Raw genomic sequence first — 25,963 nt, 5'->3', positions numbered from 1 at the left:
AGGGATGAGAGTCCGAAAGCGCTTACGATATCAATTCCTGAAAATGGTTCGCTAACTAGTGATTGACAACACCCGTAGTGAACCGAAAAAATGTTCTCCACAAAGTCTTGACTGACTCTGTCAAGGGAAAGCCGATGACACTCCTTGTTCGAATATGATATAATAGCGAAAGAAATGACGCTTGAACATTGGAGTGAGCAATATGAACATCGGGTTTGGAGAAATTGCGCTCATCGTCTTTTTCGCATTGCTCATTTTCGGGCCGAAAAAGCTGCCGGAGTTAGGGCAAGCGGCTGGAAAAACGCTGCGTGAATTCAAAAACGCGACAAAGGGCATCATTGACGACGACGAGGCGACAAAAGCGCAAAAATAAGAGGTTGGGCGAGAGCCTAGCCTCTTATTTTTTGCTTTGTCGGCCATTGTTCTCTCGCCGCAAAAAAAAAAAAAAAGACAAGCTCTGCTGACAAGCGCCATATACATATACGGAGGTGCGTTCGTTCGTTGCAATCAGCCGGTGGCGGAGGGGAGTCATGATGATCAAAAAAATGGCGGCGGTGATCGTCGGCAGCCTGTTGCTTGGCGTTGGCATCAACGTCTTTTTAGTTCCTCACCATTTGCTTGATGGGGGAATGATCGGGCTCGGATTGATCGCCAAATATGTCTGGAACGTGCAAGCCGGATTGATGATGATCGTCTTAAGCGTTCCGCTTTACGTGGCGGCTTGGTTTTACTACCGCCCGTTTTTTTACAACAGTTTGCACGGTCTTTTGTTTTCCTCTTGGATGATTGACGTATTGTCGGTGTTGCGCGGCGTGGTGGCGCTCGATCCATTGTGGAGTGCCATGATCGGCGGAATCTTGGTTGGTGCAGGCATCGGGTTGATGCTGCGTGAGGAGACAAGCACGGGCGGCACCGACTTGCTCGCCCAGTTTATCGCGCGGCTGACGAACTGGAACGTTGGGATCGTTATTTTTGTGATTGATGCGTGCATCATTTCAGCTGGAAGCTTGATCATCGACTCCGTGCCCTTTGTTCATTCGCTTGTCGTCGTCACGGTTGTCGGGGCGGTGACAACGATGTTGACGCACGAAAAAACGATGGGGGTGTAATCCAGTCCCCACCGTTTTTTCATGGCCATTCCCCGCCTGTCCGCTGTCATGATCAAGACGGAAAGGGAGGCGGTTATGGAACTTGAGCGTTCGAGCCTGCAACGATTCGTTGAGATGGCGTCATTCCGTTGCAACGGGCGGCATGCAGGCTGTTCCAGATGGAAGGCGGGCGCTTGTTCACGGTTTCGCCAGCTCGAGGGCACGATAGACGTTGATAAGTCCGTAGCCATAATACGGATCTTTTCCTCTCTCGCCTAAGTCATCAGCGCTTTCTAAAATAATGCTGCGCACTTCATCATTCGAAAGCTGCGGGTTGACGGAACGAATCAAGGCGGCGAGCGCCGCGACGTGGGGAGCGGCCATGGATGTGCCGGAAAGAGCGGCGTACTGATGGCCGGCAAATGTGCTGGCAATGTTCGTCCCGGGCGCCACCACATCGATGTACTCGCCATAATTGGAATACAAAGCGTAGGATAGATCCGGGTCGACGGCCCCGACGCTGATCACTTCCGGATACGCGGCCGGAAAGCTCGGCTGTGATGTGCTGTCATTGCCGGAGGCGGCGACAAGGACGACATCATGGGCGTCGGCGTAGCGGATCGCCTCTTCAAGCACCGAGGATGGTTGGTAGTTGCCAAGGCTTAAATTGATGACCTTTGCCCCGTGGTCGACCGCCCAGCGGATGCCTTTCGCCACGTCGATGCTCGTTCCATAGCCGTCCGCATTTAATGCTTTGACGGCCATGATCGGGTTGAACCATGTTATGCCGGCGACTCCTTCGTCGTTGTTCGGCTGTGAGGCGATAATGCCAGCGACATGGGTGCCATGGCCATTTTCGTCATTCGGAGAGCGGTCGTCGGCCAATACGTTGTATCCGGGACCAAGGCGGCGGATTAAATCGGGATGGGTCAAATCGACCCCGCTGTCAATGATGGCGACAGGCACGGTTTGTTTGCCGCGCGACAACGTCCAGCCGGCTTCGGTATGAATGGCCGGCAAATTCCATTGGTAGCGGGCGTAAAACGAATCGTTCGGGATCAGCGCCGGCTTGTTCCACTCATTTTGCATGTAAATGTAGTGCGGTTCGCAATAATCAACCATCGGAAGGGATCGGAAATAGCGGCGCATCTCTTCGTACGTTTGCCCGCGCGAACGGAATACAAACACGTGGTCGACCTGCTTGATGAGCTGGCCGGCGATGGCTGCCTCCATTTGTTGAAGACGGCTTTCCGATGGCAATGCCCGAAAGCGGACGACGATCTCATTGGCGAAATAATGGCTTTGGTCACCGCGGCGATTATGGAGGATTTCCCGAATGCGCGGGTGCTTGTTCAACTGCTGTTTCAGCTGTTCGCCTGCGCTTAAGCTGTCTAAGGCGACAACGGTTGGATGGGTGGGTGCGACCTCGGCGTCAAACGGCTTCAGCCGTGGTGGAGCCGGGGCGTTTTCTTCTAGAGCCGGTCGCCCCAAGGCGGCTGCGGCAACGAGTAGAGCAACAACCGCGCTGGTCGCGGCCCATATTCGGTATCGGCGTTTCACGCTGTTCACCTCCTTGTTGTTAGGATGGGCGAATGGAGGGCAAATCATGAAAAATGGGATTCCCCTTGCAGCGGGCGAATCCCATTTGTGCGTTCAGCGGCCGGCTGATTGCAACACTTGCTGCGCCGTTTGCATATCGACGCGCAGCTGCTCTTGGACGTTGGTCGGATGATAGTATCCTTTGTTGATCATGTATTGGCTAATTTGCTCGTGAAACGCAATCGCGTCATTTAAATGTTGCTTCAGCGTATTGCGCACTTCCGGGGTTGTTGCTTCGGCAATGGCCATTGCGCACGCTTTGATCGCGCTTTTCGCCCCAATGAGATAGTCGGCGGCGATCATTTGATCATTGAATACGCCGGTCGGCGTCATCGTTGCCTGCATCGTTGTCCCTCCTCCGTTCGTTACGATAATAAGTTTTGCAAGTCGCGGATGTGCTGCTCTGTTTTTTGCATGTCTTGTTGAATGAGCGATTTCAGCTGCGGGTCGCTCGCCATTAGACTATTTGTTGTCGCACACGTCGTGCTGATCGCTTTTGGGGATGTTTTCCTTGCAATGACGTTCCTCGGATTGTCCACACTAACGGACAAGGAGGGACAATCGATGAACGAAACGTGTTTCTATTGCCAATGCGAGTGCGACGACAACGTGCATTACGTCTCGTTCCATGCGAACGATGAAGAACGCGAGGAAGCGCTTTGTCCGGAATGTTACCAAGAATGGCTGCAGGGCATGAAAGGCTAAAAAAACCGCACCGGTTCGGTTACGGTGCGGTTTTTTCCGCGAGCGGAGGGGTGGTGACGACATCGGACAAGTCGCTCTCTTCGTCATAAGAACGATACACGGCTGCTTTGGTCCGCGGAGCGTGAAGCGACAACGATAAAATGCGCTCGTTCCCGTTGTGGGCGACTTTTGTTTCCATCCTCAGCGCCGCATCCGCCAGTGTCAGCGAGTAAAAGCGGTACGTCAAACCGAGCCAAGTGCGCTCGGACCGGACGGTGTCCGGATGATGGCGGATCAGCTCCGCCAGCTCGGCAAACGAATGGTTTTCCCGCTGAAGCCATTCGCGAATGGCGGCTGCCGTCTGTTCCAGCAAATGTTTCCATGACGGTGTCATCGACATCATCCTTTTTTACATCCAGCATGCCCATTTTCGCCCTTTGTTATGCGGGCAGGCGGATGGAAAACGTCGTCATGTCTTCATCGGATGAACAGCGGATATCTCCGCCATGGTCTTCAATCACTTTTTTGCAAATGTACAACCCGATGCCGGTTCCGAGTTTTTTCGTCGTAAAAAACGGCTCGAAAATCGTTTCCACAATGTCGGCCGGAATGGACGGACCGTTGTTGGCGATTTCGATGATGATGCTTCCGTCTTGGCAACGGGCGGCGATGTTGATCCGCCGCGGTTTTTCCCTCTCTTTCAACGCTTCGATCGAGTTGAGCAAAATATTTACCAGCACATGGCGCAGCTGATCTTTATAGGCAAATATATGTATGGATTCATCGATCGCCACCGAAAGGTCGACATCGCTGTCGACGATCGAGGCGTATAAAAACTCGATAATTTCCTCCAACAGCTGGCAAAGCGAAAACGTTTCCTTTTCGCTTTCAACAATTTCTTTGCGTGAGGCATGCAAAAATTGCGAAATGCGAAATTTCAGCTGCTGCAACTCATGGTCGATAATGTCTAAATAAGGAAGATGCGGATGCTCAAACTTCAATAATTGAATAAAACCAATAATAGCCGTAAGCGGATTGCGAAACTCATGGACAAAACTCGATGACATTTGTCCGAGCAGCGTCAGCCGGTCTTGATGCGATCTGGCAATGAGCGCATTTTTCTCATGCAGCTCCTTTTCTTTTAACTCATTGTATTTGGTGACCGCATGAAACAAAAACTGGTCAAACAACTCGTTCATATGGTCAATGAGCGGGGCGAGCTCATCGACGGACAGCGGTGCGGCCAACGCATGGTTGATGATCAGGCGCCGTCCCAAGTTTACGTTGTAAACAAGGGCGCCGATGCCGGTGTTCATCTCCGCCCGTTCTTTGGCGATTTTGTTCGCCAGCCGTTCAACCATCTCGCCGGGCCACGACTGCAGCAGCGCCTCTTTGACCAAGGTGAACACCGCCAAGCCGTTTTGTTCGACACAGTCGATATATTTGTCATCGTCGGCAATTTTCATGTGCTGCAGCCAATAGGCGAGGAAGTCCGGCAAATGGGTTTCCAAATGGGTGACAAGCTGCTGTGCGGCAGATGTCAACAAAGCCACCTCGCTTTCTGTCGTTTATTTTTATTATAATTGGGAACATCGAACTAGAACAGAGGGAAAATGGCTGCATATCCGAGAAAACTAGTTTCCTTCCGCGAAAAAGGCGGGTGGTTTGAACAAAAACGGAAAAGATCCATGGGCAATGGTTTGCCCTCCACCCAGGGATGAAAATCCCCCTTTTCTTCCCATAATGAAGAATAGGCGCAAACAGTTCAACAGGACGTTATGCTTAATGGTGGCTTAGACCCTGTACGGAAAAGTGTTTGAATCCACTGGGTGCACCACCCATTGTCCGCCCTTTCCCGATGCGGAGGAAAGGTGACGACGAACGGAAAACTGCCGCATTTCTCCCGTGGATTCGCTGTTTGCGCACTCGATCATCGAAAAGGAGGATTTTCATCATGGATGTCATCTATCCTCGCTGCGCAGGATTGGATGTTCATGCCGAAACCATCGTCGCCTGCGCGCTATGGGAAGAAGATGGACACATTCAAAAGGACATTCAAACCTTCTCCACGTTCTCGAAAGGACTTGGCGACCTGCTTGAGTGGCTCGAAGAACATGGCGTTACCCATGTCGCCATGGAATCCACCGGCGTGTATTGGAAACCGGTCTTCGCCTTCCTCGAGGGCTATGTCGACTTGACWYTGGCCAATCCGCAGCGGATCAAAAATGTCCCGGGAAGAAAAACCGATGTCTCGGACGCCGAGTGGATCGCCAAGCTGCTCCGCCATGGACTCGTTGAAAAAAGTTTCGTCCCCCCAGCGGATATTCGCGAATTGCGGGATTTTACCCGCCTCCGCAAAAAGTGGGTCGGACAGCTGACTTCGGAGAAAAACCGGATTCAAAAAGTGCTCGAGTCTTCCAATGTCAAACTCGGCTCGGTCCTCTCCGATCTCTTCGGCGTTTCCGGAAAAGACATCCTCGCCCGGCTGCTGGAGAAGGGATACGTGGACAAGGACGAGTTGGATCAATGCCTGCGCGGAAGGCTCAAAAAGAAAAAGCAAGCGGTGTACGATTCGCTGCTCGGCACCTTGACCGAACACGAGCTCCGTCTCCTTCGCCTCTTGTGGAAACACGTKGAGGAATTGGAGCGGCTCATCGAAGAAGTCGACCARCACATCGACCGCCTGCTCGAGCCGTATCGCGAGGAAGTGAACCTGCTGATGACCATGCCCGGAGTGAAAAAACAAACCGCCGCCGTCATCATCGCCGAGATGGGAACCGACATGAGCGTCTTTGAAACGCCGGAACGGGCGGCTTCATGGACTGGATTGTCCCCCGGCAACCATGAAAGCGCCGGAAAGCGAAAGAGCACGCGCACGACAAAAGGCAATCCCCATCTCCGATCGGCGTTATGCGAGGCGGCATGGTCAGCAGCTCGATCCAAGACGCATCCCTTGTCCCGAAAGTTTTGGTCGTTGGCGGCCCGGTGCGGGAAGAAAAAAGCCCTCATCGCCATTGCTCGGCGGATGTTGGTGATCATCTTTTGCATGATCTCCCGCAAAGAGCCGTTCCGCCAACCACAACTTATTTAGTCTAGCCAAAAGGCAGACAGGTTATACGAGATGCCTAAAATCGGGCACCTCTGCTTTCCTATTGCCTTTTTTGGCCATTTTCAGTATACCCTCACGGATCAGGAGCGTATACCGCACTCACCAAGTGGTGGGGATTTTCACGGAAAAGAACGATGTTTCTCAACCCGAACATCCATCACAGTTTTTTCCTCTATGATATAATCAAATTGATTGACGATCGATTTGTCACAAGAAAAGGAGTGCACGTCCATGACCGTAAAAGCATATGTTTTGACCGAACGCGGCCTCCTTCGTTCCGAACAAGTTGCCTATCCGATGGAAGAACGCGGCTTGCAGTTTGGCGACGGCGTCTACGAAGTCGTTCGTCTATACAGCGGCACGTACATCTGGCTCCATGAACATCTAGACCGCCTATACCGCTCGGCGGCGGCCATTCGCCTCGCCGTTCCGTTCAGCCATGAAGAGTTGGCTGAGCGGCTCGAGAAGCTGCGCCGCATGAACGATGTGCGAGAAGATGCCATTTTGTATTTGCAAGTGACGCGAGGGAGCTTCCCGCGCAGCCATGCATTTCCGGCCGAAAACCGGCCGAATTTGTACGCCTACATTCAGCCGATGGCGCGAAAAACGGAGGAAATGGCGCGCGGCGTGCGCGCGATTTTGACCAAAGACGTCCGCTGGGAGTACTGCTGCATTAAAAGCTTGAACTTGCTGCCGAACGTACTTGCAAAACAAGAAGCCGTCGAGCGCGGAGCGTTTGAAGCGATTCTCCACCGCGACGGCGTCGTGACCGAGGGAAGTTCATCGAACATTTTCCTTGTCAAACACAAAACCGTCTATACTCACCCAGCGACGGAGCGGATTTTAAACGGCATCGTCCGCACCAAAGTGAAGGAATTTTGCGCTGAACTTGGCATTCCGTTCATCGAAAAGGCGTTTTCCGTCAGCAGTCTCGCCGAAGCCGATGAACTGTTTTTGACGAGCACCACCTCGGCGATCACTCCGATCGTCCAAGTAGAAGAAACATTGATCGGAAACGGCGAACCGGGGGACGTGACGAAAGCGCTGCAAGCCGCCTATCAAAAGGCGACCAAGCCGCTTCCAACCGCTTGACCCGTTCCATTGCACCGAAAATGAGGCGCCCGCAACGTTGGGGCACCTCGTTTCGTTTTATGAACCGAGTACAGCGCGGTCGCTCGCAAACCGGCTGCCGCGGATGCGCTGAAACTCTTCCAACAGCCGCTCGACTGTCAATTTTTCTTTTTCCTCTCCCGCGGCCGTGAAAATAATTTGCCCGCCATCCATCATGATGAGCCGGTTGCCAAGGCGAATCGCCTGCTCCATATTGTGCGTGACCATCAGCGTCGTCAACTGATGCTGTCTGACAATTTCCTTCGTCAATTCGGTGACAAGCTCGGCCCGCGCCGGGTCGAGGGCGGCGGTATGTTCATCAAGCAAAAGCACATCCGGCTTTGTGAATGTGGCCATCAACAGTGAAAGCGCCTGCCGCTCCCCGCCGGAGAGAAGGCCGACTTTAGCGGCGAGCCGGTCTTCGAGCCCTAAATGGAGCGTTTGCAGCGTTTCCCGAAACCACTTTCGCTTTTCTCTTGTTACACCAAGACGCAGCGTGCGCCGTCTTGTTCGGTTGTAAGCGAGCGCCAAATTTTCCTCAATCGTCATATGGGGGGCGGTGCCGGCCATCGGATCTTGAAACACGCGGCCGATGTAGCGGGCGCGGGCATGTTCTTTGAGCGCCGTGACGTTGCGGCCGTTGATCCACACTTCACCCGTATCAGGGGACAGCCGGCCGGAAATGATATTCATCAACGTCGACTTTCCGGCGCCGTTGCTGCCGATGACCGTGACAAAATCGCCGGGGGCCAGCGTTAAATCAATCCCCCGCAAGGCGACTTTTTCATCAGCAGTTCCTTCGTTAAATACTTTTGTAATTCGTTTTAGCTCCAGCAACCGTCTCTCCCCTCTCAAGCTGTGCTGCTTTCCGTTTTTTCCTCTGTACAAACGCTAGCACCGCCTCGCCGTAATCCGGATCCGGCACGCCGATCACAGCGGCTTCGACGACGCCCGGATGACTGTACAGCACTTCCTCGACCTCACGCGGATATACATTGTAGCCGCCGACGATGATCATCTCTTTTTTCCGGTCGACGATGTAGAAATAGCCCTCCTCATCCATACGCGCCAAATCGCCGGTGTGCAGCCAGCCATCGCGCAAGGCAGCCGCCGTTTCTTCCGGCATTTTGTAGTACCCTTTCATGACGTTCGGGCTGCGCACAACAAGTTCACCGACTTCGCCGGCAGCCAACACTTCTGCAAACGATTTTATTTCATCGGACAGCGAAATCCCTTTTTCCTTTCCTTGCGACGTTTCACAAACGATGGCCTGCTTCAGCAAAGGCAGGCGCTGCTTCGCCCCGGCAAAGAGCGGAGCGAGCAAATCGAGCCCGATTACCGCTTTGACGTCGCCATTAAGCAAAATATACCCAATTTCTTCCGGCGTATAAATCGGATTGATCGGGATGACGGTCGCTCCGAGCCGCAGCGCCCCGTACAGGCCGATGACAAATTACGGCAAATTGCCAAGCAATAAGGCGATGTGATCCCCCCCGGCGAATGCCAAGCTGCGCCAATCCGTCGGCAAACCGCGACACCGCGGCGTCCAATTGTTGATACGTGCATCGTTCCCCCATAAACACGTACGCTTCTTTGTCCGGTAGTTGTTTGGCGATTTGCGCCAACCGTGTCGTTAAGTTCATCCAATCTCCCCCCTTAAAAATGAATGACCATTCATTTTTCAAGTAAAAAAATTCGAACTATAATTTATTATAAAAAAAGAACGGCGAAGGACAATCGAAAGCGCTTCCCTCGCCGTTTTTTTCGCTACTTTTCGCTACTGCGCCCACACTAAGCCGGTGCGGGCGAGGCGAATAACGCCGCGGAACGTCCGCTCCGCTTCTTCAACGAGCTGTTCGTGCCTGCCAATGTGCGGCAAGTGCGTCAACCATAGTTCACCAACGCCCGCCCCCTCGGCGATGGCCGCCGCTTCCTCGCTCGTCATATGGCCGGCCGGCGCCGCGTTTTGTCCAGCGTAAAAATTGCACTCGCAAATGAGCAAGTCAGCTCCTTTTGCAAACGGTGTAAATTCCGGCATGTAGCTCGAATCAGCCGTGTACACGACCGTGTTGCCGCCGGCAGTGATGCGCATCGCATAACACGGAACCGGATGGACTGTTTTCAAAAATGAAAGCGAAAACGGACCGACCGCAAGCACCTTGGCCGGGTCATAAGGAATCCCTTCCGTAATGCCGCTATGCGTCAGGCGAGCGAAGGCCGCCTCATCTTCTTGGTGGCCGTAAATCGGCAGCACCGGCAAATCCGCCCCTACATTTTTATGAATGAGGCGCGCATATTGGAGCGGGCCGATATCGGCGATATGATCATAGTGATAGTGGGAGACGACAACCGCATCCAAGTTTTCTACAGCCGTGTAGTTTTGCAGCTTGGCGAGCGCCCCGCTTCCGCAGTCGACAAGCATGCGAAACCCGTCATGCTCAAACAAATAAGCGGATGTCGCTTCATTGGCGGCGGGAAACCCTCCCCAATAGCCGATGACTGTCACTTTCATTCCCTTTCCTCTCCTTCCACCCATTTTGTCTTCATCATACACGACGGCTGCCTTTTTTTCATCTTTGTTGATTTTGTTTTAAAACACATATTGACATTTTTATCTGTGTTATAATACAATAAAATCACCAAGACAACGGAGGGGATCACAATGTTAATGAAAGTGTTAGAATTTTTCAAAAACATAGCACCGAAAAAGTGCTCGCAATGCGGCAAAACGATCGACGAGCAGCACGAGTGCTACGGCAACACATGCTCTGACTGCCTTGGCACCGCTTACCGCCACTAGGTGAGCGGACGCTGCCCTTGCGTCACGATGCCGGCTGCCCCGCCGGCAATAGGCTGTTCCCCGATGCAACCTGCCTTTTTTGCTTTAATGCCCCCCGTGTGGGGGCGTTTTTTTTTACACAAAAAACATCCATGAGTAAGCTTTTACTCGCCACCCAAGCATGAAAATAACCGCTCATGGATTCATTATTTTCACGGAAAAAAACGTATAAATCGTTCCCTTGCCGACATTGGCGAGCTTGGCGATTTGTTCCATCGTCGTCGCCTTGTAGCCGAATGCCGCAAACGATTGAGTTGCCGCCTCGATAATTTGCCGTTTACGGTCGCTTGCCATTGGCCTCATCCTTTAATTTGACTAAATGAACGATTCGGTCAATTCGTATCCATTATACTATGCGGCCGTTTTCCCGTAAAGCCCTTAAAAACGCCGCTCAGCTTCCCGAAACGGCGGCACCCCTTGTTCTAGGGAACAGCGCGGCCGGACAACGGAATACACGGGCCGCCTAACGGTACAAGGCGGCCCGCTAATGGGCGCGGCTGTACATCCCGACCGGCTGGTGTTATTCCGTTTGGCGCAAGTAGTCAAGCACATCACCGACCGCCTTCTCTCCTTGGTCGATGCAATCCGGCAGCCCGAGCCCTTCATACGAGCTACCGGCCAAAAACACTCCCGGCAACTCAGCCGCCATCTGTTGCTTAATTTTCGCCAGCCGCTCGCGATGCCCGACTGTATATTGCGGCATCGCCCGCTTCCACCGGGAGATGACGGCAAACTCCGGCCGGCCGTCAATTTTCATCACTTTACTTAAATCATCCAACACAACGCGGACAATCTCGTCATCCGGTTGATCGACGATCTCCTCATCGCCCGGGCGTCCGACATAGCCGCGCAGCAGCGCTTTGCCGGGCGGAGCCGTGTGCGGCCATTTTTTGTGCGTCCACGTGCACGCCGTCAGCGTGTAATCGCTGCGGCGCGAGACAACAAACCCAGTGCCGTCAATATCTTGACGGATCGCTTCCTCTGGAAAGGCAAGCGCGACCGTTGCCACCGACGTCAGCGGCACGGACCGAAACGGGGCGAAAAACGGATAATCAGCGAACATATCCGGCACGACATGGTGCGGCACCGCAACAATGACGCTGTCCGCCTCCCACGTTTCACCATTGCTGAGCCGCAGCTGATACGCTGAACCGACGCGGACGATCCGCTCGACGCGCGCCCCTTTGACGACGCTGCCTGGCTCAAGCCGCTTTTCCACCTCTTCGACGAGCGACTGCAAGCCGGTTTTTAACGTCTGAAATGCCCCTTTTCGCTCCTTCTGTTCCTTTGGCGTCGTCCGTTTCGCACCGCGAACGAGGCTGCCGTATTTTTGTTCCAGCTGAAAAAACTGCGGGAACGTTGCCATTAAGCTCATTTCGTCGATGTCGCCGGCGTAAATGCCAGACAGCAGCGGTTCGATCAAATTGTCCACCACTTCATCGCCTAAACGGCGGCGAAAAAAGCGGCCAAGCGGCATATCACCGGCTGTTTTCACCGGCGGCAGCACGAAGTCGAGCGCCGCCCGCAGCTTGCCGGCCGGCGAAAACAACCCGGTCGCCACAAACGGGGCGATGCGCGTCGGGATGCCCATCACCGCTCCGCCTGGAATCGGGTGCAGCTTGCCATTGACCAAAATGTACGACTTTCCGTTCGCATTATGAACGATTTCCCGTTCGAGCCCGACTTCTTTCACAAGGCGGAATGCGCTCGTTTTCCGCGCCAAAAACGAGTCCGGCCCCCGTTCAATGACAAAACCGTCACGAACGACCGTCTGCACTTTTCCGCCGAGCCGGTGCGTCGCCTCGACAAGTTTACACGTCACTGGCAGTTGCTGTTCTTTAGCCGCTTTTTGCAAGTAGTAGGCGGCCGCGAGACCCGTAATGCCGCCGCCGATAATCACAACCGTCCGTTTTCCTTCACTCATGCTTACCGCCTTCTTTTGCGAGCCGCTTTAACACGACCGTCGCCAATGCATCAATAAACAGCGGATCGGTATTCGGCATCTCCGGCCGGTAATAGCGGGCGCCAATTTCTTCGGTTACTTGCTTGCATTCAATATCGTTGTCATACAACACTTCCAAATGGTCGGCGACAAAACCGACCGGCGCATAAACGAACGACGTATAGCCGTGCTCTTCATGGAGCTGGCGCGTCAAATCTTGCACGTCCGGGCCAAGCCATGGCTCCGGCGTGCTGCCGGCGCTTTGCCAGCCGACGGCGTAATGCGAGACGCCGGCTTGTTTGGCAATACGTTCGGCTGTGTCTTGGAGCTGTTCTGGATACGGGTCGCCCGCTTGAATGATTTTTTCCGGCAAACTATGGGCCGAGACGATCAACACCGCCCGTTCCCGCTCTTGTTCCGGCATGGCATCAAAAATGGCTCTCACTCGTTCGGACCAATATTGCAAAAACTTCGGCTCGTCATACCACTGGTCAATCGTATAAATAACCGGGCCGCCAAGCTTTTCCGCCGCCGCTTTCGCCCTCTCGTTGTACGAGCGGATGCTGAATGTGGAATAATGAGGGGCTAGGACGATCCCAACCGCTTCTTTGATGCGGTCATCATGCATGCGCTCGACGGCATCCTCAATGAACGGCTCAATATGTTTGAGCCCTAAATACATGCGAAACTCGACTTCATCTTGCACTTCGTTCAGCCGCTCCTCGAGCCGTTTCGCCTGCTCTTCCGTAATTTTCGCAAGCGGCGACAGGCCGCCGATCGCCCGGTAGCGCGCTTTTAAATCCTCGATTTGTTCTTGCGGTGGCTTCCTCCCGTGGCGGATATGCGTATAATACCGTTCAATATCGTCTTCCTTGTACGGCGTGCCGTACGCCATCACAAGCAGTCCGACAATGTTCTTCATTGTGTTGCACCTCGTTTACTTTGCTGAAGTATACTCATGGATAAAAGCCGTCAGCCGCTTCAAAGTCGCCGGCTGCACATCAGGGAAAATGCCATGTCCCAGGTTAAAAATATAGCCCGGCTGCTCCATCCCCTCGTCCAAAATGCGTTTCACCCGCTCTTCGATCACATTCCATGGAGCGAGCAACACCGCCGGATCCAAGTTGCCTTGGATGGCTTTCACAATGCCTTGGCGGCGCGCCTCCCGAATTGACAGCCGCCAATCAAGGCCGATGACGTCAAGCGGCAAATCGTTCCACTCGCGCGCCAAATGGCCCGCCCCGACGCCAAACATAATGAGCGGCACGCCTTCCTCGCGCAAAGCGGCAAAAATGCGCGCCATCGCCGGCTTAATAAACGCCCGGTAATCGTCCGCATTCACCGCCCCGACCCAAGAGTCAAAAATCTGCACCGCGCTCGCCCCGGCCTGAATTTGCGACCGCACGTAGCGGATCGTCATCTCGGCGAGCTTGTCCATTAAGGCAAACCATGCCTTCGGTTCCGCATACATAAACGCTTTTGTTTTATGGTAATTTTTTGATGGTCCGCCTTCAATCATGTAGCTCGCCAACGTAAACGGCGCACCAGCAAACCCGATGAGCGGCACGTCAAGCTGCTCGTTGACAAGCAACCGGATCGTCTCCAGCACGTATGGCACATCATGTTCCGGATCGATCTCCCCGAGCCGTTCGACGTCTTGAAGCGAGCGAATCGGATTGGCGATCACCGGCCCGATGCCGCCCTGAATCTCAACATCAACGCCAATCGCCGGCAGCGGCGTCATAATGTCTTTATATAAAATCGCAGCATCAACGCCGTATTGTTCGACCGGAAGCCTCGTGACATAGGCGCACAGCTCCGGTTCATGCGTAATCTCAAACAGCGAGTATTTTTCTTTCAGCGCCCGGTACTCCGGCTGCGACCGGCCGGCTTGCCGCATGTACCAGACCGGCACATAATCCGTTTTCTCGCCGCGGCAGGCGCGCAAAAATGTATCGTTGATCCGTCTTGTCATCTCCATCCGCCTTTCTTTTCCCCAATCGAGCTGTCCGTTTCCGATTTTTTGCTTATCTATTTTTCACTATACAGGTTTCCCCGCTCTATGTATAGAGAAGGAAACAAACTGTCAAAAAATCGACCGATTTTCAGCCTATGACCATTATACCAAAAAAGCTGCCCTGGCCGCACAGGACAGCTTTTTTCGTCAGATCAGAAACATGGCGACAACGGTTGTGACCGCCAGACCGACCGCTACCGGAATCAAGTTGCGCCGCGCCAACTCAAACGGATCGACGCCGCAAATGGCCGCGGCCGGGATGAGCGCCCACGGAACAAGCGTGCCGCCGCCGACCCAAATGGCAGCGATCTGGCCGAGCGCCGTTAACGTGGCCGCCCCGCCGCCAATGGCGACCGTAAACAAATGGGCGACCGAACCAGCGAGCGAGATGCCGGAAAACCCGGAGCCGTCAAGACCGGTAATCGCCCCGACAATCGTGAGCGTCACTGCCCCGATTTCGTTGTTCAGCGGCACTGCATGAGCCAAGGCGACCCCTAAATCGTTGACAATGCCCTGTGACGCCTGCGGCAAGTAGTCGCCGATAATTTTTACAAATCCGGCATCGCCAAGATAGAAAAAGGCGGCAATCGGAATGACAGGACCGAACACTTTAAATCCGAACTGAAATCCTTCAATAAAGTAATTGGTCACTTCAGCAAAGCTCTCTTGCCGGTGGGCTAAAACGGAAATGAGGATCAAAATAAAAATCGCGGTTCCGCCGACTAAGGCTGTCGCCTCGCCGCCTTGCAAGCGCAAATAAAACATCGCGATGACGTCAAGGGCAAACAACACCGGAATCAACAGCGCCAGCCATTTTTTCGCCGTCTCGGCGAGCAGTCCTTCCGTTTTTTCGAGCGCCGAATCCGTGGCAGCAGCGATTTCTGCATCGCCGACCGCCAAACGTCCTTGCTTCATGTCGCGGCGCAGCAAATAAAACGCGGTGACGGTCGTGACCGCCCCCATGACAAACACGAGCGGCACACTAGCGGCGATGACGTCGCCAACCGGCAGGCCGGCTGCATCGGCGGTCAGTTTCGGCGCCCCTTGAATGATGAAATCGCCAGAAAGCGCGATGCCATGCCCAAACAAGTTCATCGCCATCGCCGCTCCTAACGCCGGCAAGCCCACCCGGACCGCTGCCGGCAACAGCACCGCCCCCATTAAGGCAACGGCTGGAGACGGCCAGAAAAACCAGGAGATGACCATCATCAAAATCCCGATCGTCCAATACGCCCAAGCCGGCGTGCGGATCAAGCGGACAAACGGCGATACCATGACATCATTGATGCCGGTCGCCGACAACACTTTGCTCATCGACACAATGATTGAGATGACCAAAATCGGCGGCAGCAATTCGGTAATGGCGTAAATAAAACTGTTAAACACCCCGCTGACTGCCGCGCTCAGTGAATGGGTAGCGACCGCCGCCAACAAAAAGATCCCAGCAATGCAAACGAGCGATGTATCTTTGCGGGCAACCATAAACCCAATGATGAGCATGATAAACAGCAAGTAAATCCAGTGCAGCGCCACAAGCTCTACACCCATACACAATCCCCTTTCCCCAACTTCCAGCCCGGCCCGCCGGACATGCGCCTGGGCTGGTGTACTACAGCATATGAAGCGGGAAAGAAGGTGTGAAACAAAAAAGAAGCGCTGCGCTGGGAGAGCATCAAGCAGAAACAGCACGTTAAGGGCTTTCCGTCGCCCCTTTCAAAAAAGAAAGACGCCGGCCTTGGCTCGAAAAGCGCTAATAGCCGGCGTTGGCCCTCCGGCGCGGGCGTCCATAGCGCCCGGCCGCCCAGATCCCCCACGCGTTTCCGCCCACCCAAGTGGCAAGCCAAAGAAAACGGGGGGAGACAGCAGCCAATACAAGGTGAAACAACGTATTTTGCGCGATGAGCAAGATGGCGAACAGCCGCATGGCAGCGGCGGGCGATTCCGTCCGCGGCAGCGGGTACAGCCGCGTCCATAGCGAATAACGGTGGCGATGAGGAAGCGCCGCCAATTGAACAGCGGTCGCATACAACACCAAAAGCACCGTGGCCGCCCTCATGTATTCATGGTCGGCCGCCGCGAGCACGACGCATCCGATGGCGGTTAGCCGCACATACAGCCCTGCGTACTCGCCGGCGCGCAAAAACGTGCGTACATACAAATGGAAAAAGACGTGCCGCGGCCCGTACGGAATAAAGGCCAGCAACGGGTCGAGCCAACGCCGCCGCTTCGCCGTCTCCCGCCATTCCGGAACGTCCGTGAACAAGTTGGCCACCCGGTAAAACAATCGGGCTGCGCGCTGCTCTTCGGCGATGAGCCGCTCCCACTTCCATGTTTTCCCTTCTGTCCACCGCCATAAGCAGACGGAAAGAGCGGCCATCAACGCGGCGACCGTTCCGAAAAACGGCCACGGCGCCGCCGCCAGCCAAAAGTACACGACAAGCGCCGATGCGCCCAAGCGGACAAGCGCGCTCCAACGATGAAACGACGGTTCAGCGATGTAATTCCCCTTCCAACTCGCCCATAAATTCCATAGTTTTAAACAGACGATGCCTAGCAAAAAGAGTGGCCACGGCACCGGCGAAAACCGGACATGGAGCGGTCCGGCCGCCAAAAGAAGCAAACATAGGCCGTAGGAGTGCCACACTGCAGAGAAAACAAACGCCCGGCGAATATATGGACGCAGCCGGCGCTCGGCCGGCAGCAAAAACACCATATCCGCTTCACGAAACAAGGTGCGCACCGAGCCTGACGCCGCCGCCCAACCAAACACCGCCGCAGCGATGGCTGGGTACGGAAATGAGGGGGGGAGCTGTTCGATCGAGCGTTTATACACGACCGCCGCCCAGCCCAACACGATGAACAGGCCGACAAGCAAATGGTCATTGAACATGTAACGCAAGTACCGGAGCCTTCGCCTCCCCTCCGCTCGAAAGCGCTCCTGCCAAAGCTTGCCGGCGTCCATCATGGCGCATCATCCTTTGTTAATTCAATGTACACCTCATCAAGCGTCGCATGTTTCAACCCGGACTGGCGGCGGATGTCATCAAGCGTTCCTTTCGCTTTCACGCGCCCTTGGTGCAAAATGACAAACGAGTCGCAATACCGCTCGGCTGTTGCTAAAATATGGGTTGATAACAAAATGCCGGCTCCCTTCGCCTTTTGTTCATTCATCCGCTCGAGCAGCGCATGAATCGCAAGCGGATCAAGGCCAAGAAACGGCTCGTCGATCATATAAAGAGGCGGTTCAAGCAAAAAGGCGCAAACGATCATCACTTTTTGTTTCATCCCCTTGGAAAAATGGGCCGGAAACGAAGAAAGACGCCGCTCGAGGCGGAACTCGCGAAGCAAGGGAGGAAGGCGGCGTTCGTATTCCTCCTCGCTCAACCCGTACGCCATCGCCGCTAGACGCAAGTGTTCTTCCAATGTCAGTTCTTCATACAACACCGGCGTTTCCGGAATAAAGGCAAACTGCTTCCGGTACGCCTCCGGCTCGGCCGCGAGCGTATAGCCGTTGATCGAAACCGTCCCGCGGCGCGGCTCCATCAAACCGATAATATGTTTGATTGTCGTGCTTTTCCCGGCCCCGTTCAAGCCAATCAAGGCCACTATTTCGCCGCGCTCAACCGAAAATGTCACATCCTCAAGCACGTTTTGCGCTGTATACCCTCCGGATATATGATCCACTTGCAAAAGCGCCATCGTCCGCTAACCCCTTCCACCGCGAAATGGCTTTTGCCCCCATTGTATCAAAGAGAAGCGGTTTTTACCAAAAAAGTTTGTTGCCCCTCCCTGCATAAACACTGCCTCTGCGGGCATGATAAATAGCGAAGAGGGGATGGGGATTCACCAAGCAAAGGCTGATGAACGATCCATCTGAAATGGGGTGTTCGTCAAAGACACCGTTGTGAGCCGCAAGACGTTGTAAACCGTTCATGAACAAGGGCCATCTGTCTGTTGCTGAGAAGCAACGAACCTGTCCAAAGGGGATGGTCGCGTTGAACAAAGGAAGCGCTCACGCCTAAACGACTTTGTCGCAAATGGGGTGTTCATCAAACGCACATTTGATTGAATCATCCTCTCCCCTTTTCACCAGCCGGGATGTAACCGCATGCGGGATTACATCCCGGTTTTTTTATGGTAAAATGAAGAAAACGAAAGGAAAGGGTGACCGTTCCTATGAGTGATTGCATTTTTTGCAAAATCGTCAACGGTGAGTTGCCGGCGGCGAAAGTGTACGAAGACGAGCATGTGCTTGCCTTTTTGGATATCAGCCAAGTAACGAAAGGGCATACGCTTGTCATCCCAAAAGTACATACAGAAAACGTTTTTACGCTTACGTCGGAGGCAGCCGGCTGTCTGTTTCGCGCCGTGCCGGTAATCGCCAACGCGCTGAATAAAGCGTTTTCCCCCGTCGGGCTCAACTTATTGAACAACAATGGCGAGCAAGCGGGGCAGACGGTGTTCCATTACCATCTTCACCTCATTCCACGCTACGGCAAAGGGGATGGGTTTGGCGCGGTCTGGAAGTCGCATGCAAGCGACTATACGCCCGCTGACCTGCAGGCGATCGCGGCCGCCATTCGCGAGCAGCTCGGCTGATCTCCCGTTGTTGAACAGCAGAAAGGTCAAGCCCACAAATAAAAAAACGGAAGCAGGGATGTTCTGCTTCCGTTTTTTTACTGTTTTCCTTGCTGCTCGATCACATCTTGTAAATCTTTGTCTTTGATCTCAACACCGGCATCTTTCACCAATTTGTCCACTTTTGACTGCATCGTCGCAGGATCAAGCTTGTTCCGTTTGACTTCAAACACAATTTCGTCTTTCATTTCGTTGAACGACTTTTTCTTTTCTTTGTCCGTCACTTTAATGATATGGTAGCCGTAATCCGTTTTCACCGGATCGCTCACTTCGCCGACTTTCAGCTTATAGGCGGCTTCTTCAAACTCCTTGACCATTTTCCCTGGGCCAAACCAGCCTAAATCGCCGCCGTTGGACGCCGAACCTGGATCTTGGGAGTATTCTTTGGCCAACTTGGCGAAATCCTCGCCTTTATCAAGCTTCGCCTTTACTTCTTTTGCTGTTTTTTCATCTTTGACTAAAATATGGCTGGCACGAATTTTCGGCTTGTAGTTGTCATAATACTCCTTCAGCTCTTTCTCCGTCACTTTTATGTCTTCAACGGCTGCTTTCGTCCGCAGCAAATCGAGCTTGACCATTTCGCGGATCACTTTTTCTCCGTTCTGCTGCACGGCCAAATCATATTGCGTTCCATACGCTTCCTTGATTCGTTCGATTTCGCGGTCGATCTCTTCATCGGTTACCTTGTATTTTTGGCTCAACACTTTTTCGTCAATCAAATCACGAAGGACGGATTTGCCGACGCGCTCTTTCATCTCATTATAAAATTCGTCTTTCGTAATATTGCCGTTTTTCGTTTCCACAATCGCTTCCGAACCGTCGTTGCTGCAGGCCGACAAAGCCATGAGCGAAACGACGGCAGCGGCCATCATCCATTTTTTCATTCGCTTCACAACTCCTACATCTTTTTTCGATTGAATGTTCCCACGCTTTCAAGCGGCGCAGATCGAATGGCGCCCAAGCGCGCCCAAGAAACAACATGCTCGCCTCTTCAGCCACGACAATAATTATACCATATTTTCAATGAAAAAAAAACCTCTTTCCGCTTTAGTCATCCGCCCATAACATGCACGCTTGTCATACATATGATGAGGATGAAGCGCTCGACAGGCTTCTTCTTACGAAAGGGGGTGTTACGATGAGCACACCTTATTCCGGAGGCTTTGCGTTGATTGTTGTGCTGTTTATTTTGCTAATCATTGTCGGCTGCGCCTGCGTCATCTACTAAACAAAAGAGGGTGTCCCCCGAAACCGGGAACACCCTCTTGCTTCTTCTTTCCCGATCGGCCGCACCGGCTCCTCGTTATGTAAACAACACTTCAAAATAAGAAGAAATCAATAAAATCGTAATCAGTACGTTGATCGTCCGGAAAACCGCCGGCTGCTGCTCCTCCGGGATGTCTCGCTGCGCACAAAACGAGTGAGTGAGCTGATTCAGAAAAAATAAAACCGCCACTGCCAGAGGGATAAAGTAAAGCGCCAAAACTCTTCCCCTCCTTCTCATCTTCACCAAACACCGTCCATGGCTTTAACTTTACCTCGTCCGCCGCCGGAAATCAATCTTTTTTCTCTCGAAAAATACGGTGAAGCGATTTTCCCTATTGGTGAATGCGCACAAATCCGGTAAAATATACGTAAACACGGTTGCACTTTATGCCAGCCAAAGGAGCACGGTGTATGGAGTCGTTGGAAAAGCGAGTGGCCAAGCTCGAATTTCACCAGTCATTGTTGCTGGAAATGGTCGATGAAATGAAAAAACCGTTTTACTCCCTTGTGATCCGCGCTGATTTGACCAAAGAAGAAGTCGACGCATTCCTATCGTTTTGCCAAGAGCTCGCCGAGCAATATGAGCGGCAAAAAGCGGAAGGGTTGACGATTTTCACCCCTCTGCTCGTGCAGTTTGCCGGGATGCTCCATCCGAACCTTCCGCTCGAACAAACGGTTGACGCCATGTTGGCCCAACAACTGTTTGTGCCGCTGATGACCGAGCTGAAAATGCTCATTCAAACCGTCAATTAGCCTGGCTGGCCAGCTCTTTCTCCTGCTCTGTCGCTTTCGCCGTCCGCCTGACGAGCTTGCCGTCTTGCTCGACAAAGTCTTCCTTAATGTTCTCAAACGCCCGCTCAAAAATTTCCATGAAATCATCGCCATAAATATTGCGGACGATGCACATCATTTCTAAAATTTCCGGAAACTTTCCGTACAACTCGCGCAACGGCAGCACCCCATTAAAAACGGCATTTTTCGTCGGGTCATACGTCTCCATCAGCTTCATCAACACTTCTTCGCCTTTTTCGGTCAACTCAATGTACGTATTGCGCTTGTCGTCTTGCCTTTTGGAAAATGAAAGAAGTCCTTTTTCTTCCAGTTTTTTCGAAAAGTTAAAAGCTGTCGAAACGTGCATCACACCAAATTTGGAAATTTCTGATATCGATACTCCTTTAAAATGGTAAGCAATCCATAAAATATGATGCTCATTAATGTTCAAATCGAATGGCTTGATCCATTGCTGCCAGTCTTTTTCAATCGATTTCCATAGCGCCTTGCTCAGCTGGGCGATCCGTTGGCTAAATAGCATTGCCTCTTTAACGGAATAATGCTGTTCTGTCCCCTTCATCGTTCCACCCACTCTTTCCCTCACCGTATTTTTTATTTCCTATTATATCAATAAAACAAAAAAGAATAAAGACAAAAATATTTATTTTTATGATTTTTTTGCATATTCATAGTAATAAGCCTAAGGAGACTGCCGCATACAGGAGGGAAAACGCAATGATGTATATACAATGGATGCTTGCCGCAATCGGATTCGTATTTTTCTGTCTTTTTATAAACACTTTCTTTTCTTTATGGAAAGCGCGGGCGTACCCGCCAAAGGCGCTGCTCAAAGAGCAAGCTTTGCGCTATATTGGAATAGCATCGCTTTGTCTGTTTGCCGCCTGGCTTCTCAGCTACGCTTAGCATTTGTTTGAATTTTCAAATAAATAAAGACAGGGAAGGAGCTGCAAACCAGCATCGTTCCGCCTGTTTGATAGCAAAAAACCCGACCAGTCATGATCGGGTTTTTGCCGTTTACACGTGTGCTGTGACGTTCATCCGCCGGAAAATGGACGCCGCAATCGGATAGATAATGGCCATGGCCACCGCATTTAACGCCGCGGTTGGCAGCACAATCGTGACAAACAGCGCAGAAAAGGTCGTTCCACCCGGCAACCCAACAATAAGGAGCGCCGCGGTTAAAAACACCGACCCGGAAATGACGGTGCCGACAGCCGCCAGCACCGCCGCCCCGACCACGGTCTGGCTGTACTTTTTCACCGCAAAGATCAGGGCAAAGACGACGAAGGCCGTGATGATTTTGTCGATCATATTCGGAAGCTGCCCGCCCGGAAATGTCGTCGTCATGGCGGAAATCAACCCGGTGGCGACGCCGACAAGACCGGCTGCCTTGACGTTTGGAAACAGCAAAATCGCCAACACCATCATCGCCAGCATCATATCCGGCTTCATTCCGAAAAACAACCCCGGAATGGCGGCGTGCAACACGGCTCCGATTCCGACTAACAGCGCCATCAATACTAATGTTCTGGCATTCATGCTCATCTCTCCTCATCTATTCTCATCTATTCTCATGCTCGAGAATTTTCTATTATTATATCACTTTGCAATACAAAAGTGAAGAAGAAAGTTTCAGGCAAAGCGGCGGCGAAAATCGTTCATAAACGATGCGAGCGCTTCGCACGCCTCAAGCGGCACCGCATTGTAAATCGACGCCCGGCAGCCGCCGACCGATCGGTGCCCGCCGAGCCCGACAAACCCGCGTTCTTTCGCCTCGGCGAGGAACGTTTTCGTCAGCTCCTCATTTGGAAGCGTAAAGGTGACGTTCATGAGCGAACGGCTCCCCTTTTCGGCGTGCGGTTTGTAAAAGCCGCCGCTTTCATCAATCGCCTCATACAGCATGGCCGCCTTTTGCCGGTTGCGCTCTTCCATCGCCGCCACACCGCCTTGCTCTTCGACCCATTCGAGCACGAGCGACAGCATGTAAATCGCAAACGTCGGCGGCGTGTTGTACAGCGAATTGCTCTTCTGGTGCGTCCGGTAATCCAGCATCGTCGGCAGCCCGTCCGGAATGCGCTCCAGCAAATCGTTGCGGAGAATGACAACCGTGACTCCTGACGGGCCGAGATTTTTCTGCGCCCCGGCGTAAATGAGGGCAAATTGACTGACATCGAACGGACGGCTTAAAATATCGCTCGACATATCCGCGACCAGGTCAACCGGCGTGTCCGGAAATTCCTTCCATTGAGTGCCGAAGATCGTGTTGTTGGACGTAATATGGACATAGGCGGCGTTTTTCGGCCATTTCACATCATCGAGCGGCGGAATATACGTGTAGTTCGCTTCTTTGCTCGACGCGACAACCGTTGTCAAACCGATTTTTTGCGCTTCTTTCAGCGCTTTCTCCGACCACGCCCCGGTCAGCACATAACAGCCGATTTTCCCTTCCGTGAGGAGGTTCATCGGTACCATCGAAAACTGCAAGCTCGCCCCGCCTTGCAAAAATAAAACGTCATACCCGTCCGGCACATTTAGAAGTCGCTTGAGCCGCTCTTTCGCCGCATTGTGCACCGCCTCGTATTCCTTGCTTCGGTGGCTTAATTCCATCACCGACATGCCGGTGTTTTGAAAATTAAGCAGCTCTTTTTGCGCCCGCTCAAGCACCGGAAGCGGAAGCGCGGACGGGCCAGCGTTGAAGTTGTACGCGCGTTTCATTGTTATCCCTCACTTTGCCTCCTGGTAGTCCGTTGATATTACTATCCTAACACGATTCAAAAAAAAAGAAAGAGAATTTTTTAAAAAAAGCGTTTTCAAAAATCAAAAAAAGAAAGCCCTTGGCTATTGCAAGGACTTCGCTTGCTTCCGCCGCTCCCGTTCTTGACGGATGCGCTCCATATAAATTTCGCCTTCTTTTTCTATAAACGCCTCGTCGATTTCCCGCTCGCGCGCCGCTGTTTTTACAGTCATGTAGCCGCTGAAAATAATGCCGGCCACGACCAAATAAATCCACCATGGCAAACTGAACATCGCCATCCCCTCCTTGTACGCTTGTCTTACTACACTATACGCGTGAACGGCCAGCTGTATGCATGAAGAAAGAGGCGGGGACACCGCCTCTTTCCTCGGGACAACGCTTATGCTTCGTTTCGCTTCTTCTTTGTTTTCTTCTTCGTTTTCTTCCACTGTCGGCGCAGTTCGCTCAACGTTTCTTTCGCCTGTTCGTGCTGGGATGTCGGGACGATTTCAATGATCGGTTCGATCATGATCCATCCCTCCCTTGATCCGCCCCCTACTCTTTACTACCCGCGTTTTTTGGCTTTGAAACAGATAAAAACACCGGCTTGTAAAACGAGCGATTGTCAAGGGCAAAGACGCGTTCGGTGAATTCACCTGGTTTTACTTTCTCAAGCGCACGGTCGATCATCGTAATTTTCGCATCCAAATTGTCAATGTAATGAAGCACCTCGGCTTCTTTGACAAGCGGCGGCTTCGGGCTGCCCCATTCCGCCTTGCCGTGATGCGACAACACGAGATGCTGCAAAATGACGACTTCCTCACCTTGAATGCCGAGCTGTTCCGCCGCCTTGCTGATCTCGCTCACCATGATCGAAATGTGTCCGAGCAAATTTCCTTCCAGCGTATACACCGTCGATACCGGACCAGATAATTCCATCACTTTGCCAAGGTCATGCAAAATGACGCCGGCATAAAGCAAGTCTTTATTGAGCGACGGATAGAGATGGACGAGCGCCTTGGCGAGCTCGAGCATCGACACGACGTGGTACGCCAGTCCGGAGATGAATTCATGATGGTTTTTCGTCGCCGCTGGGTACTCAAAAAACGCCTTTTCGTATTTTTTCAACAAATAGCGGGTAATGCGCTGGATGTTTGGATTTTCCATCGCAAATATGTATTCCATCACTTTCGCCTTCATTTCCTCGCGCCCGAGCGGAGCCGTCTCCAAAAAGTCATCGATGCGCACCGCATCGCCCGGATGAGCAGGACGGATCGAACGGATGCGCAACTGCAATTTGCCACGGTAGTTATGGATGTCTCCCGCCACTTTGACGATGCACTCCGGCACATACCGCTCTTCATCATCTGGCGAGACATCCCACAGTTTCGCTTCAATGTCGCCGCTTTTATCTTGCAAAATCAACGTTAAGAACGGCTTGCCATTGCTGGCGATGCCTTTCGTTGCGGATTTGATGAGCAAAAAGAGATCAACTTGTTCCCCAACCTCATAATGGATGATGCCTTTCGCCACTTCGTTCTCCTCCGTTTCTCTGTACGTACTTTCTAGTATATCATAACGGGCAAAGGGCAAAAAGAAAGCCTTGCCGAAACGGCAAGGGAACATTAGCCCAAACGGCCCGTCCACTGTTTATTTTTTTGTTAGCTGAATGGCCCGTTTTATCTTAATTAGGCGAGAAGACTCCCACTTCAACGAAGCGAAGCGGAGTAAGTGGGAGATGAATCGCCTTAACTATATTTTGCTGAAAATAGGATAGATTCAGTAAAATATAGTATAATATAGTTAGATGGGAGGTGAAAAAATGTATTTTTGTATCAAACAACAGCTAAATGGTTTGACCAAAGAAGAATACTTGACCCTTCGAGAACTGTGCCATATTGCCAAGAACATGTACAACGTCGGATTGTACAATGTCAGACAATACTATTTTGAACACAAGGAATTTCTTAATTATGAGAAAAAYKATCATCTTGCCAAAACTAACGAAAACTATAAGCTGTTAAACAGCAACATGGCACAGCAAATTTTAAAAAAGGTCAATGAAGCCTTTAAATCTTTCTTTGGTTTGATCAGTCTTGCCAAACAAGGAAAATATGACTACAAGGCTATCAGTATTCAAAAATA

Annotated in this window: 30 protein-coding genes and 3 pseudogenes; 11 read left to right on the top strand and 22 right to left on the bottom strand. The window is 52.4% G+C overall.

The window, feature by feature from the left end; translation table 11 throughout:
- Positions 1-202: 202 nt before the first annotated feature.
- Both AP057_RS06590 and AP057_RS06585 read left to right on the top strand, forming a co-directional pair.
- Positions 203-373, top strand: a complete 171-nt coding sequence (locus AP057_RS06590; protein ID WP_020959661.1) for a twin-arginine translocase TatA/TatE family subunit — start codon at positions 203-205, stop codon at positions 371-373.
- Between the two features lie 160 nt (positions 374-533).
- On the top strand, positions 534-1,109 hold the full coding sequence (locus AP057_RS06585; protein ID WP_055358347.1) for a YitT family protein: 576 nt from the start codon (positions 534-536) through the stop codon (positions 1,107-1,109).
- A 177-nt stretch (positions 1,110-1,286) separates the two neighbouring features.
- On the opposite strand, the gene AP057_RS06580 is transcribed toward AP057_RS06585, so the two are convergent.
- Entirely contained in the window at positions 1,287-2,648 is a 1,362-nt protein-coding gene (locus tag AP057_RS06580) for a S8 family peptidase (RefSeq protein ID WP_055358346.1), read from the bottom strand.
- 93 nt (positions 2,649-2,741) lie between these two features.
- Positions 2,742-3,032 (bottom strand): spore coat protein, encoded by a 291-nt coding sequence (locus tag AP057_RS06575; protein WP_055358345.1) that lies wholly within the window; start codon positions 3,030-3,032, stop codon positions 2,742-2,744.
- Between the two features lie 219 nt (positions 3,033-3,251).
- On the opposite strand from AP057_RS06575, the gene AP057_RS17430 reads away from it, so the two are divergent.
- Positions 3,252-3,392: a hypothetical protein gene (locus AP057_RS17430; protein WP_015374705.1), complete on the top strand. Its 141-nt coding sequence runs from the start codon at positions 3,252-3,254 to the stop codon at positions 3,390-3,392.
- Between the two features lie 19 nt (positions 3,393-3,411).
- Here the strand turns inward: AP057_RS17430 and AP057_RS06570 are convergent, their stop codons facing one another.
- Both AP057_RS06570 and AP057_RS06565 read right to left on the bottom strand, forming a co-directional pair.
- Positions 3,412-3,765 (bottom strand): hypothetical protein, encoded by a 354-nt coding sequence (locus AP057_RS06570; protein WP_033006776.1) that lies wholly within the window; start codon positions 3,763-3,765, stop codon positions 3,412-3,414.
- 46 nt (positions 3,766-3,811) lie between these two features.
- Positions 3,812-4,915, bottom strand: coding sequence for a histidine kinase N-terminal domain-containing protein (locus AP057_RS06565; protein WP_053532313.1), 1,104 nt, complete (start codon positions 4,913-4,915; stop codon positions 3,812-3,814).
- Positions 4,916-5,325: 410 nt separating this feature from the next.
- Here AP057_RS06565 and AP057_RS06560 point away from each other — a divergent pair, with 410 nt between their 5' ends.
- Positions 5,326-6,462, top strand: a complete 1,137-nt coding sequence (locus AP057_RS06560) for an IS110-like element ISGka2 family transposase (RefSeq protein WP_011229840.1) — start codon at positions 5,326-5,328, stop codon at positions 6,460-6,462.
- Positions 6,463-6,711: 249 nt separating this feature from the next.
- Entirely contained in the window at positions 6,712-7,572 is an 861-nt protein-coding gene (gene dat / locus AP057_RS06555) for a D-amino-acid transaminase (protein ID WP_033013826.1), read from the top strand.
- A gap of 57 nt (positions 7,573-7,629) precedes the next feature.
- On the opposite strand, the gene AP057_RS06550 is transcribed toward dat, so the two are convergent.
- From AP057_RS06550 to AP057_RS06535, 3 genes and pseudogenes are all read right to left on the bottom strand, one after another.
- Positions 7,630-8,427 (bottom strand): ABC transporter ATP-binding protein, encoded by a 798-nt coding sequence (locus tag AP057_RS06550; protein WP_033013827.1) that lies wholly within the window; start codon positions 8,425-8,427, stop codon positions 7,630-7,632.
- Between the two features lie 19 nt (positions 8,428-8,446).
- Positions 8,447-9,233, bottom strand: a pseudogene (locus AP057_RS06545) (AMP-binding protein); the annotation flags it as partial.
- 134 nt (positions 9,234-9,367) lie between these two features.
- A complete protein-coding gene (locus tag AP057_RS06535; RefSeq protein WP_033013828.1) occupies positions 9,368-10,102 on the bottom strand; it encodes an MBL fold metallo-hydrolase in 735 nt (244 codons plus the stop codon).
- Between the two features lie 150 nt (positions 10,103-10,252).
- Between AP057_RS06535 and yhfH the strand changes: the two genes are divergently transcribed.
- Positions 10,253-10,390 (top strand): protein YhfH, encoded by a 138-nt coding sequence (gene yhfH / locus AP057_RS16145; RefSeq protein WP_064502499.1) that lies wholly within the window; start codon positions 10,253-10,255, stop codon positions 10,388-10,390.
- Between the two features lie 189 nt (positions 10,391-10,579).
- Here yhfH and AP057_RS06530 read toward each other — a convergent pair.
- The 7 genes and pseudogenes from AP057_RS06530 to AP057_RS06500 all read right to left on the bottom strand — a co-directional run.
- A pseudogene (locus AP057_RS06530) lies at positions 10,580-10,723 on the bottom strand (TetR/AcrR family transcriptional regulator); the annotation flags it as partial.
- 226 nt (positions 10,724-10,949) lie between these two features.
- The gene (hemY, locus tag AP057_RS06525) at positions 10,950-12,353 is read right to left on the bottom strand and encodes a protoporphyrinogen oxidase (protein WP_055358342.1); all 1,404 of its coding nucleotides are present in this window, start codon (positions 12,351-12,353) and stop codon (positions 10,950-10,952) included.
- Positions 12,346-13,293: a ferrochelatase gene (gene hemH, locus AP057_RS06520; protein ID WP_055358341.1), complete on the bottom strand. Its 948-nt coding sequence runs from the start codon at positions 13,291-13,293 to the stop codon at positions 12,346-12,348. Before hemH ends, hemY begins: the two co-directional genes overlap by 8 nt.
- A gap of 15 nt (positions 13,294-13,308) precedes the next feature.
- Positions 13,309-14,346: a uroporphyrinogen decarboxylase gene (hemE, locus tag AP057_RS06515; RefSeq protein ID WP_055358340.1), complete on the bottom strand. Its 1,038-nt coding sequence runs from the start codon at positions 14,344-14,346 to the stop codon at positions 13,309-13,311.
- Positions 14,347-14,535: 189 nt separating this feature from the next.
- Positions 14,536-15,936, bottom strand: a complete 1,401-nt coding sequence (locus AP057_RS06510; RefSeq protein WP_055358339.1) for a hypothetical protein — start codon at positions 15,934-15,936, stop codon at positions 14,536-14,538.
- Positions 15,937-16,138: 202 nt separating this feature from the next.
- Entirely contained in the window at positions 16,139-17,353 is a 1,215-nt protein-coding gene (locus AP057_RS06505; RefSeq protein ID WP_055358338.1) for an ABC transporter permease, read from the bottom strand.
- On the bottom strand, positions 17,350-18,087 hold the full coding sequence (locus tag AP057_RS06500; protein WP_055358337.1) for an ABC transporter ATP-binding protein: 738 nt from the start codon (positions 18,085-18,087) through the stop codon (positions 17,350-17,352). The genes AP057_RS06505 and AP057_RS06500 overlap by 4 nt, the downstream gene beginning before the upstream one ends.
- Before the next feature lie 477 nt (positions 18,088-18,564).
- On the opposite strand from AP057_RS06500, the gene AP057_RS06495 reads away from it, so the two are divergent.
- Positions 18,565-18,987: an HIT family protein gene (locus AP057_RS06495; RefSeq protein WP_055358336.1), complete on the top strand. Its 423-nt coding sequence runs from the start codon at positions 18,565-18,567 to the stop codon at positions 18,985-18,987.
- A gap of 77 nt (positions 18,988-19,064) precedes the next feature.
- Here AP057_RS06495 and AP057_RS06490 read toward each other — a convergent pair whose 3' ends face one another.
- Positions 19,065-19,910 carry a peptidylprolyl isomerase gene (locus tag AP057_RS06490; protein ID WP_055358335.1) on the bottom strand — a complete coding sequence of 282 codons (846 nt, stop codon included), beginning with the start codon at positions 19,908-19,910 and terminating at the stop codon, positions 19,065-19,067.
- A 254-nt stretch (positions 19,911-20,164) separates the two neighbouring features.
- On the opposite strand from AP057_RS06490, the gene AP057_RS16140 reads away from it, so the two are divergent.
- On the top strand, positions 20,165-20,254 hold the full coding sequence (locus tag AP057_RS16140) for a YjcZ family sporulation protein (RefSeq protein WP_101878870.1): 90 nt from the start codon (positions 20,165-20,167) through the stop codon (positions 20,252-20,254).
- Positions 20,255-20,329: 75 nt separating this feature from the next.
- On the opposite strand, the gene AP057_RS06485 is transcribed toward AP057_RS16140, so the two are convergent.
- Complete coding sequence (locus AP057_RS06485) at positions 20,330-20,509, bottom strand: hypothetical protein (RefSeq protein WP_033013838.1); 180 nt, start codon at positions 20,507-20,509, stop codon at positions 20,330-20,332.
- Positions 20,510-20,703: 194 nt separating this feature from the next.
- Between AP057_RS06485 and AP057_RS06480 the strand changes: the two genes are divergently transcribed.
- The gene (locus tag AP057_RS06480; RefSeq protein ID WP_055358334.1) at positions 20,704-21,045 is read left to right on the top strand and encodes a YhaI family protein; all 342 of its coding nucleotides are present in this window, start codon (positions 20,704-20,706) and stop codon (positions 21,043-21,045) included.
- On the opposite strand, the gene AP057_RS06475 is transcribed toward AP057_RS06480, so the two are convergent.
- On the bottom strand, positions 21,038-21,643 hold the full coding sequence (locus AP057_RS06475; protein WP_200910058.1) for an HTH-type transcriptional regulator Hpr: 606 nt from the start codon (positions 21,641-21,643) through the stop codon (positions 21,038-21,040). The two genes, AP057_RS06480 and AP057_RS06475, sit on opposite strands and share 8 nt — an antisense overlap.
- A gap of 155 nt (positions 21,644-21,798) precedes the next feature.
- Here AP057_RS06475 and AP057_RS06470 point away from each other — a divergent pair, with 155 nt between their 5' ends.
- Positions 21,799-21,987 (top strand): hypothetical protein, encoded by a 189-nt coding sequence (locus tag AP057_RS06470; protein WP_044746248.1) that lies wholly within the window; start codon positions 21,799-21,801, stop codon positions 21,985-21,987.
- Between the two features lie 111 nt (positions 21,988-22,098).
- On the opposite strand, the gene AP057_RS06465 is transcribed toward AP057_RS06470, so the two are convergent.
- From AP057_RS06465 to yhaM, 5 genes are all read right to left on the bottom strand, one after another.
- Positions 22,099-22,623 carry a tryptophan transporter gene (locus AP057_RS06465; RefSeq protein ID WP_055358332.1) on the bottom strand — a complete coding sequence of 175 codons (525 nt, stop codon included), beginning with the start codon at positions 22,621-22,623 and terminating at the stop codon, positions 22,099-22,101.
- Between the two features lie 93 nt (positions 22,624-22,716).
- On the bottom strand, positions 22,717-23,799 hold the full coding sequence (serC, locus tag AP057_RS06460) for a 3-phosphoserine/phosphohydroxythreonine transaminase (protein ID WP_055358331.1): 1,083 nt from the start codon (positions 23,797-23,799) through the stop codon (positions 22,717-22,719).
- Between the two features lie 123 nt (positions 23,800-23,922).
- A complete protein-coding gene (locus AP057_RS06455; protein ID WP_033011581.1) occupies positions 23,923-24,111 on the bottom strand; it encodes a sporulation YhaL family protein in 189 nt (62 codons plus the stop codon).
- Positions 24,112-24,218: 107 nt separating this feature from the next.
- Positions 24,219-24,347, bottom strand: a complete 129-nt coding sequence (locus AP057_RS06450; RefSeq protein ID WP_033013844.1) for a hypothetical protein — start codon at positions 24,345-24,347, stop codon at positions 24,219-24,221.
- A 26-nt stretch (positions 24,348-24,373) separates the two neighbouring features.
- Positions 24,374-25,351, bottom strand: a complete 978-nt coding sequence (gene yhaM / locus AP057_RS06445) for a 3'-5' exoribonuclease YhaM (RefSeq protein WP_055358330.1) — start codon at positions 25,349-25,351, stop codon at positions 24,374-24,376.
- Positions 25,352-25,640: 289 nt separating this feature from the next.
- Between yhaM and AP057_RS06440 the strand changes: the two are divergent.
- Positions 25,641-25,963 (top strand): annotated as a pseudogene (locus AP057_RS06440) (RNA-guided endonuclease TnpB family protein); the annotation flags it as partial.

This window comes from Geobacillus sp. Sah69 (assembly GCF_001414205.1).
In the GTDB taxonomy this organism is placed as follows: domain Bacteria; phylum Bacillota; class Bacilli; order Bacillales; family Anoxybacillaceae; genus Geobacillus; species Geobacillus stearothermophilus.
This window is presented reverse-complemented; position numbering and strand designations above follow the sequence as displayed.